General features: G+C 66.3%; 6 protein-coding genes. 3 read left to right on the top strand and 3 right to left on the bottom strand.

Annotated features, from left to right (window positions below):
- From V6M37_RS09875 to V6M37_RS09865, 3 genes are all read right to left on the bottom strand, one after another.
- Nucleotides 1-536 (bottom strand): biotin/lipoyl-containing protein (locus V6M37_RS09875; protein WP_332672764.1); only part of this gene is annotated, 536 nt, incomplete at its 3' end.
- Nucleotides 537-556: 20 nt separating this feature from the next.
- The gene (aceE, locus tag V6M37_RS09870) at nt 557-3238 is read right to left on the bottom strand and encodes a pyruvate dehydrogenase (acetyl-transferring), homodimeric type (protein WP_332672762.1); all 2682 of its coding nucleotides are present in this window, start codon (nt 3236-3238) and stop codon (nt 557-559) included.
- A 498-nt stretch (nt 3239-3736) separates the two neighbouring features.
- On the bottom strand, nt 3737-4915 hold the full coding sequence (locus tag V6M37_RS09865) for an ABC transporter substrate-binding protein (RefSeq protein ID WP_442881007.1): 1179 nt from the start codon (nt 4913-4915) through the stop codon (nt 3737-3739).
- A 252-nt stretch (nt 4916-5167) separates the two neighbouring features.
- Here V6M37_RS09865 and V6M37_RS09860 point away from each other — a divergent pair, with 252 nt between their 5' ends.
- From V6M37_RS09860 to V6M37_RS09850, 3 genes are read left to right on the top strand one after another with little or no spacing between them, the layout of a single operon-like run.
- A complete protein-coding gene (locus V6M37_RS09860) occupies nt 5168-7879 on the top strand; it encodes a PAS domain S-box protein (protein WP_332672760.1) in 2712 nt (903 codons plus the stop codon).
- Nucleotides 7854-8489 carry a response regulator transcription factor gene (locus tag V6M37_RS09855; RefSeq protein ID WP_332672758.1) on the top strand — a complete coding sequence of 212 codons (636 nt, stop codon included), beginning with the start codon at nt 7854-7856 and terminating at the stop codon, nt 8487-8489. The genes V6M37_RS09860 and V6M37_RS09855 overlap by 26 nt, the downstream gene beginning before the upstream one ends.
- Nucleotides 8486-9085 carry a c-type cytochrome gene (locus V6M37_RS09850; RefSeq protein WP_332672756.1) on the top strand — a complete coding sequence of 200 codons (600 nt, stop codon included), beginning with the start codon at nt 8486-8488 and terminating at the stop codon, nt 9083-9085. Before V6M37_RS09855 ends, V6M37_RS09850 begins: the two co-directional genes overlap by 4 nt.
- Nucleotides 9086-9235 lie beyond the last annotated feature (150 nt).

Raw genomic sequence — 9235 nt, 5'->3', positions numbered from 1 at the left:
GCGGCCGACGACGGCACGTCCATCGTCGCCTTGTCGGATTCGAGCGTCGCGATCGCGTCGTCGACCTTGATCGTGTCGCCGGGCTTCACGAAGAGTTCGATGACCGGGACGTCGGAGAAATCGCCGATGTCCGGCACTTTCACCTCCACCGCGCCGCCGCTGCCCGTCACCGGTGCTGCGGCAGGGGCCGCGGCGGGCGCCGACGCGGGTGCGGACGGCTTCGATTGTTCGAACGCGGCTTCCGACGCGGCCGGCGTCGACTGCGCGGACGCGCTCGCGGCAGCGCCGGACGCGGCGCCGGCTTCGACCTTGATCAGCACCGCGCCTTCGGCGACCTTGTCGCCGACCTGGATCAGCACTTCCTTTACGACGCCGGCGGCCGACGACGGCACGTCCATCGTCGCCTTGTCGGATTCGAGCGTCGCGATCGCGTCGTCGACGGCGATCGTGTCGCCGACCTTGACGAACAGTTCGATGACCGGAACGTCGGCGTAATCGCCGATGTCCGGGACTTTCACTTCGATGAATTGGCTCATGTTGTTCTCTCCCTCGGCGCTCAGACGGTCATCGGGTTCGGCTTGTTCGGATCGAGCTGGTACTTCAGCAGCGCGGCGGCGACCTTGTCGCGCTCGATCAGGCCGTCATCGGCGAGCGCCTTCAGCGCGGCGACCGTGACCCAGCGGCGGTCGACCTCGAAGAAGTGGCGCAGCTTCTCGCGCGTGTCCGAGCGGCCGAAGCCGTCGGTGCCGAGCGTCACGTAGGTGCGCTTGACGAACGGGCGGATCTGCTCGGCGAACATCCGGATGTAGTCGGTCGCCGCGACGACCGGGCCGGCCGTGTTTCCGAGGCACTTCTCGACGTGCGAGACGCGCGGGGCCTCGACTGGATGCAGCATGTTGAAGCGGTCGGCGTCCTGGCCGTCTCGCGCGAGCTCGTTGAAGCTCGGGCAGCCCCAGATGTCGGCCTCGACGCCCCAGTCGTTCTTCAGCAGCTCGGCCGCCGCGATGACTTCGCGGAAGATCGTGCCCGAGCCGAGCAGCTGCACGCGCAGCTTCTTATCTTGCGTTGACTCGCCGCCCTTCCGGAACGCGTACATCCCCTTGATGATGTCGTGCTCGGCGCCGTCGGGCATCTCGGGATGCTCGTAGTTCTCGTTCATCACCGTGACGTAGTAATAGACGTCCTGCTGCTCCGCGAACATCCGGCGCATGCCGTCCTGCACGATCACCGCGACTTCGTACTGGAAGGTCGGGTCGTAGCTGATGCAGTTCGGGATCATGTTCGCCAGCAGCAGGCTGTGGCCGTCCTCGTGCTGCAGGCCTTCGCCGTTCAGCGTCGTGCGCCCGGCGGTGCCGCCGATCAGGAAGCCGCGCGTCCTCTGGTCGCCCGCCGCCCAGCACAGGTCCATCGTGCGCTGCAGGCCGAACATCGAATAGAAGATGTAGAACGGAATCATCTGCACGCCATGCACCGAGTACGCGGTACCGGCGGCGATCCAGTCGGCCATCGCGCCCGCCTCGTTGATGCCTTCCTGCAGCACCTGGCCGGTCTTCGATTCCTTGTAGAACATCAGCTGGTCATGGTCTTCGGGCACGTAGTTCTGGCCTTGCTGGTTCCAGATGCCGTACTGGCGGAACATGCCTTCCATGCCGAAGGTGCGCGATTCGTCGGGGACGATCGGCACGACGTGGCGGCCGAGCTGCTTGTCCTTCATCAGCGTGTTCATGATGCGCACGAGCGCCATCGTCGTCGATAGCTCGCGGCCTTCGCCCGATGCTTTCAGCAGCGCGGCGAACGTCTCGAGACCCGGCACCGGCAGCGGATCGGCGGTGCGCCGGCGCGCCGGCAGGAAGCCGCCGAGCGCCATGCGGTGCTCCATCATGTACTTGTGCTCGGGCGAATCCTCCGCGAACTTCACGTACGGCACATCGGCGAGCTTGTCGTCGGGCACCGGCAGGTCGAAGCGGTCGCGGAAGCGGCGGATCGCGTCGGTGTCCATCTTCTTCTGCTGGTGCGAGATGTTCATCGCCTCGCCGGCCTGGCCCATGCCGAAGCCCTTGATCGTCTTTGCGAGGATCAGCGTCGGCTGGCCCTTGTGCTCGCTCGCCGCCTTGTACGCGGAGAAGATCTTGAAGAGGTCGTGGCCGCCGCGGTTCAGGCGCCAGATCTCGTCGTCGGTCCAGTCGGCGACCATCTCCTTCAGTTCCGGCGTGTTGAAGAAGTGCTCGCGGACATACGCGCCGTTCTTCGCCTTGAAGGTCTGATATTCGCCGTCGACCGCTTCCATCATGCGCTTCTTCAGCAGACCCTTCGTGTCGCGTGCGAGCAGCGAATCCCAGTGCGTGCCCCAGATGACCTTGATGACGTTCCAGCCCGCGCCGCGGAACTCGGCTTCGAGTTCCTGAATGATCTTGCCGTTGCCGCGCACCGGCCCGTCGAGGCGCTGCAGGTTGCAGTTGATGACGAAGATCAGGTTGTCGAGCTTCTCGCGCGCAGCCATGCCGATCGCGCCGAGCGACTCGACCTCGTCGGTCTCGCCGTCGCCGAGGAAGGCCCACACTTTGCGGTCCTTCGCCTCGATCATGCCGCGCGAATCCATGTACTTCATGAAGCGCGCCGCGTAGATCGCGCACAGCGGCCCGAGACCCATCGACACCGTCGGGAACTGCCAGAAGTCCGGCATCAGCCACGGGTGCGGGTACGACGAGATGCCGTGGCCGTCCACTTCCTGGCGGAAGTTGTCCATCTGCTCTTCGGTGAGCCGCCCGAGCATGAACGCGCGGGCATAGACGCCCGGCACCGAGTGGCCCTGGAAGAAGATCAGGTCGCCGCCGTGCTCCTTCGTCGGCGCGCGCCAGAAATGCGAGAAGCCGACGTCGTAGAGCGCCGCCGCGGACGCGAACGACGCGATATGGCCGCCGACGTTCGTGTGCTTGTTCGCGCGCACGACCATCGCCATCGCGTTCCAGCGGATGTAGGAGTGCAGCTTGATCTCCATATCCGGATTGCCGGGGTACTTCGGCTGCTGGCCGACGGGGATCGTGTTGATGTACTGCGTCGTTGCGGAGTAAGGGATGTCGATCCCTTCCGCACGGCCTGCTTCGATCATTTTCTCGATCAGGAAATGGGCCCGTTCGGGGCCTTCACTGGCAATGACGCCTTCGAGCGCGTCGAGCCATTCCTGGGTTTCCTGGCTGTCCTGGTCGGCTTGCAGGATCACATTCGGTGTAGCGGCCATGCGTGTCTCCTCTTGCGGTGAGCTTGTCGGATTTCGCTGTTTGCGAAGCGGTCGAGTCTGAATTTTGGACGCAAGCAGGGGTAGTTGCTGGCGCCTTTCACATTCTAAAACTAGGTTTCGTAATGTGCAATCGAACGGACGCGGACCCGGACAGGTCTGGAAGCAAAATGGCATCCCGCGCGCAGCGGACATGCGGGTTGGCGAATGGCGTCGATGACGTCGAAAAGCGGCAGCCGGGCCGAGCGTCCCGGGGGCCGGGAAACGCCCGGATGGGGCGGGTCCGATCGCAGCCGCTCCGCTGGCATGACGGGAAACGAGAACGAATGAAGACGCCCGTCTTCCGCACCGATGTCGGGAACGTATGACGGCTTTCGGGGAAGGTCGCGAACGGCCGCGCGACCGGGAAAGCGGGTTCGCGAAGGAAAAAAAGTCGGCCGGGGGAGAGGGAGGGAGGGAGAGATCCCCCGGCCGACGAGCAAAACCCGGAACGTGCGCGACTTATGGCCCGATCGCCCGGCGACGATCTGCATCGTAGGCGAAGACGACCTGGCCGTCCCGCACCTCGCCCATGAAGATGTCGCTGGCGTCGGTGATCGCCTCGTGGTTGTCCTTCGAGAACGGGCGGTCATACGTCATGATTACGCCGTCCACCTTCACGCGCAGGTCTTCCAGCGCCTCGCGGATCCGGTCGCCGTCGGTACTGCCGGCCTGGCGGATCGCGGTGGCGAGAAGAAGCAGGGAATCATACCCTTGAGCGGCCGCCGGAGGCACCGGGATGCGCGTGCTGCCGCTGGATTTTTTCCACGCGTCGAGAAAGTCGCGTCGCCGCGTGCTGGTCGGCTCCGCGATGAAGGTCTGCGGCATCCGCGCGCCTTCCGCATTCGGGCCGGCGTTGTCGATGAAGTTCGACATCGCGAGCGTCCAGCTCCCGATTAGCGGAACGCGCCAGTTCAGCCGCGCCATGCCGTTGGCGATCTGCGCGAGCTCGGGGCCGATCCCGTAGGTGAGGACGCCTTGCGCGCCGGCGTCGCGCGCACGGCGAAGCTGCGCGGTCATGTCCGCCTCGCGCAACTCGAAGCGTTCGACGGCCACGGGCCGAATGCCGTGCGCGACGAGCGCCCGCTCGAGGTCTTCCCGGCCCAGCTGCCCGTAGTTCGTCGCGTCGTGAAAGATCGCGACGCGCCGCAGCCCGCCGCGGTCGACCGCCTCGACGACGATCATCGCCGCCTGAAGCGTGTCGTTCGCGGAGATGCGGAAGACGAAGTTGTCGGGATATCGAGGGGGAACGAACTGCTTCGTGATCAGCGAGCCGGTCGCGACCGACGTGATGACCGGGATTCGCGCGTGCTGGTAGAAGCGCTGGCTCGCGAGCGCGACGCCGGTGTTGACGATGCCGACGCTGGCGACGACGCGCTCCTTGTCGATGAGTGCCTGTGCGACCTGTGCCCCGCGCTCGTTGCTCGCCTCGTCGTCGCGTTCGACGAGCACGATCGGGCGCCCGAGCACGCCACCGTCGGCATTGATCCTCTCAGCCGCGATGCGGATGCCTTCGCGCATCGAGATGCCCATCGGGCTCGATCCGCCGGTGAAGGGGCCCGAGACGCCGATTTTCACCGGGTCCTGCGCCTCGGCGGCGAGGACGGTGAGACAGAAGAGCGCAAGAAGGAGTCGCAGCACCCGGCAGGCATCCGATGACAAAACCAGCCGCAAATCTACCGGCGGGGGCCCGCGTGCAGAATTGGCGAAAACCCGCGGCCGGAGCAGGATGTCGCACCGGATCGTCGCCGCGCCGCGAACGACCCTCCACTTGCTAGGGAAAAACCGGATTCCGCCGGGCGCCGGGTGCGGCAAGAATGCCCGGCAAATCTCCAGGCGCGTCGGGACCTTCCTCCTGCGGCCCTGCTCCGGAACCGCACCGCGCCTGAACCGATGAACAGAAACCTCGACGCCGCCAGCATCGCCCGGGTCCAGTGGTATTGGAGAGCGCCTTACCTCGCCGTCGGGATCTTCGCGCTGACGATGCTCGCGGTCGTCTGGTTGTTGCAGGACCGCGAAGCCGACAGCCAGCGCAACGCGGTCGCGCGCGACGTGCAATGGGCCGAGCAGACGATGCGGGTCCACATGCAGGGCACCGAGGAGTTTCTCGGCCAGCTCGCGCGCGACCTCGCCGCGGAAGCGCTCGACGCCGACGGGTTCCAGCTGCGGGCGAACCAGCACATCGCGAACAACGGCGAGCTCGTCAACGTCGTCTGGGTCGGGCCGGAAGAAGCGGTGCGCTGGTCGGCGCCGTTCGACACGCTCGACTGGCTCGTCGGCGACGCGCTCACCGGACTGCAGACCACCGCGTTCCATCACGCCCGCGACCTCGGGCGCCCGACCTACGCGGAGGCCTACGCGAACCCGCGTGGAACCATCGTCATCGAGGTCTATGTCCCGGTACGGCGCGGCCGTGAATTCCTCGGCGCGGTCGTCGGCGTCTATTCGATCGACCGCATCGTGCGGCACCTCGTGCCGAACTGGTTCACCGAGAAATACCGGCTCGCGCTGATCAGCGGCAAGGGGGAGAGCCTCGCGGTCAATTCCAGCGTCCGCGATCTCGACGAGAGCGTGTCGTACGAAATTCCGCTCGACCCGCCGGGCAATGGACTGCGGCTGCGCGCGGTCGCGTTCCGGACCGCGACGCCGCTGTCGCAGGCGCTGCCGACGATGATGATCGTCGGCCTGTCGGTGCTCGTGCTGTGGACGCTGTGGCTGCTGCGCACGCACGTGCAGCGCCGCGTGCAGGTCGAGAAAGAGCGCGACCGGCTGTTCAACCTGTCGCTCGACCTGTTGTGCATCCTCGGCCTCGACGGAGCGTTCCGTCGCGCGAACCCCGCGTTCGAGCGCATCCTCGGCTACCGGCCGGACGACCTGCCGGGCCACGCCTTGCTCGACCTCGTTCATCCCGACGACGTCGCCGAGACGGTGGCGCAGATGCGCCGTCTCGCGGGCGGCGAACCGGCGAGCTTCGAGAACCGCTGCCGCTGCGAGGACGGATCGTTCAAGTGGCTCGCGTGGAGCATCAACCCGGTGCGCGAGGAGAAGCTCGTCTACGCCGTCGCCCACGACATCACCGGGCGCAAGGCCGGCGAGGACGCGCTGCGGGCGGAATCCACGTTCCGCAAGGCGATGGAGGAGTCGGTCCTGACCGGAATGCGTGCGATCGACCTCGAAGGGCGCATCACGTACGTGAATGCGGCGTTTTGCCGCATGGTCGGATTCGAGCAGGAGGAACTGATCGGCGTGCGCCGGCCGTTTCCGTACTGGCCTCCCGAAGACGTGAAAACCTGCAGCGAGAATCTCGATCTCACGCTGCTGGGTCGCGCACCGCCGACGGGATTCGAGATGCGCATCCGCCGCAAGAACGGCGACCGCATCGACGCGCGCTTCTACCTGTCGCCGCTGATCGACAGCAGCGGCACGCAGACCGGCTGGATGGCATCGGTGACCGACATCACCGAGCCGAAGCGCATCCGCGCGGCGCTCGAAGCGGCGCACGAGCGTTTCGTCGCGGTGCTCGACGGCCTCGAAGCGGCGGTGTTCGTCGCCGACGCGGGCACCGACGAGATCCTGTTTGCGAACCGCGCGTTCAAAAGCATCCACGGTTTCGACGCCGTCGGCCGCACCGTGCGCGGCGTCTCCGTCCCGCAGCCGGAGCGCGGCGAGTATGGCGTCGACCCGCGCGGACTGACCGCGGCAGACGTACCACGCGAGCTCTTCGACGGCGAACTGCAGCATCCGTTGTCGGGGCGCTGGTACCACGTCCGCGAACGCGCGACGCGCTGGGTCGACGGACGCGTCGTGCGGATGGGGATCGCGACCGACATCACCGAGCGCAAGCAGATGGCGGAAATTTCACGCCAGCAGGCCGAGCGGCTGCAGCGCACGTCGCGCTTGATCACGATGGGCGAAATGGCGTCGACGCTCGCGCACGAGCTGAACCAGCCGCTGTCGGCGATCGCCAACTACTGCATGGGCTCGGTGACGCGTATCCAGTCGGGCAGCTTCCGCAACGAGGACATTCTCGCCGCGATGCAAAAGGCGAGCTTCCAGGCCGAGCGCGCCGGCAAGATCATCCGGCGGGTGCGCGAGTTCGTGAAGAAGAGCGAGCCGCGGCGCAGTGCGGTGCAGATCGTCGAGCTGCTCGACGACGCGATCGGCTTCGCGGAGATCGACGCGCGGCGGATGAGCACGCGCATCGTGTCCGACGTCGCCACCGATCTGCCCGCGGTCTTCGCCGACCGCATCATGATCGAGCAGGTCGTGCTGAACCTCGTCAAAAACGGCATCGACGCGATGTCCGGTATGCCGGCCACCGAACGCGTTCTCGTCGTCCGCGCCCGCGCGCTCGGCCCTGGGGCTGTCGAAGTGTCGGTCATCGACCGCGGGCACGGCATCGGCGAGGAGGAGCGCGCGCGCCTCTTCACGCCGTTCTACACGACCAAGACCGAAGGCATGGGAATGGGGCTGAACATCTGCCGTTCGATCATCGAATTTCATGACGGCAGATTGATTGTGGATGCGAACCCGGAAGGCGGTACCATCTTCTCCTTTACGCTGCCGACGGAGTTTGCGAGTGAGCGGGTCGCCCGGAGTGCCTGACCAGAAGATCTATATCGTCGATGACGACGAGGCGTTGCGCGATTCGCTCGTCTGGCTGCTCGAATCGAACGGATACGCGGTCGCCTCCTACGAGTCGGCCGCGTCCTTTCTCGAGATCTACGACGCGTCGCTGACCGGCTGCCTCGTGCTCGACGTCCGCATGCCCGGCATGAGCGGCCTCGAACTGTTCGAGGAGTTGAAACGTCGCCGCTCGCCGCTTCCGGTGATCTTCATCACCGGCCACGGCGACGTGCCGATGGCGGTGTCCGCGGTCAAGAAGGGCGCGGTCGATTTCATCGAGAAGCCTTTCGGCGACCGCGACATGCTCGCGCTGATCGAGCAGTGCCTCGCCGCCGAGCGTGAAAATCGCATCAAGCGCCGGCTGGAGACGGAGGTCGCCCGGCGCCTCGCGCACCTCACGCATCGCGAGCGCGAAGTGCTCGATCTCATCATCGGCGGCAAGCTCAACAAGCAGATTGCCGACGTGCTCGGCATCAGCATCAAGACCGTCGAGGTGCACCGCGCGCGCGTCATGGAAAAGATGGGCGCGAACTCGCTCGCCGAGCTCGTGCAGCAGGTGATCGCTGCCGAACCGGGAGCGTCGCATTGAGCCGGCGGAGGAGCTTCGCCGCCGGGATCCTCGTCGCCGCGTTCTCGACGGGAGTCGCCGCGGCAGACCGCGCGCCGGAGCAGATCGTCGCGGAACGCTGCCGGAATTGCCATGGACCGGAAGGCCGCAGCAGCAATCCAGACTTCCCGAAACTCGCCGGCCAGAACGCCGACTACCTGACGCGACAGCTCGCGAACTTCAAGACCGGCGTGCGCACGAGCGAGCCGATGCAGCAGGAGGTCGCGCGCCTGACGGGAGGCGAGATGCGGGCGCTCGCGCTCTATTTCAGCGCGAAGGAGATCGATCCGGAGCCGGTCGCGGACCGCGCGCAGGCGCAGATCGGTAAGCGTCTCTATTTTTCGGGCGATCCGGAAAACAGCGTGGCCGCCTGCATCACGTGCCATGGCCCCGGGGGCCGGGGCGCGATATACCTTCCGCGCCTCGCCGGGCAGCATGCGAAATACCTCGTCGCGCAGTTGCATGCGTTCCGGAACCAGTCCCGCGTCGCGCCGGACATGGTGATGCACACCGTGATCCAGAACGTCACCGACGCCGAGATCGCCGCTATCGCGCAGTTTCTCAGCGGCATGAAATAGGGCCCGCGCGCCGCGGCGCGGCGGGTTCGATCGCCGCCGGGGGCCGCGTCGCCGACGCCTGCCGTCCGCTGACTTCCGCTGCCGATCCCGACATTTCCACTCAAGTTATGCGCTTCGCGGCCGTTCACGGAGGGACGCGAATGCGTTCTT

The organism is Aromatoleum sp. (genome assembly GCF_036675785.1).
In the GTDB taxonomy this organism is placed as follows: domain Bacteria; phylum Pseudomonadota; class Gammaproteobacteria; order Burkholderiales; family Rhodocyclaceae; genus Aromatoleum.
This window is presented reverse-complemented; position numbering and strand designations above follow the sequence as displayed.

Bases quoted from the DNA above. Each gene is read 5' to 3' on its own strand.
- aceE (WP_332672762.1), bottom strand. From the start codon at position 3,238: ATGGCCGCTACACCGAATGTGATCCTGCAAGCCGACCAGGACAGCCAG.
- V6M37_RS09860 (WP_332672760.1), top strand. From the start codon at position 5,168: ATGAACAGAAACCTCGACGCCGCCAGCATCGCCCGGGTCCAGTGGTAT.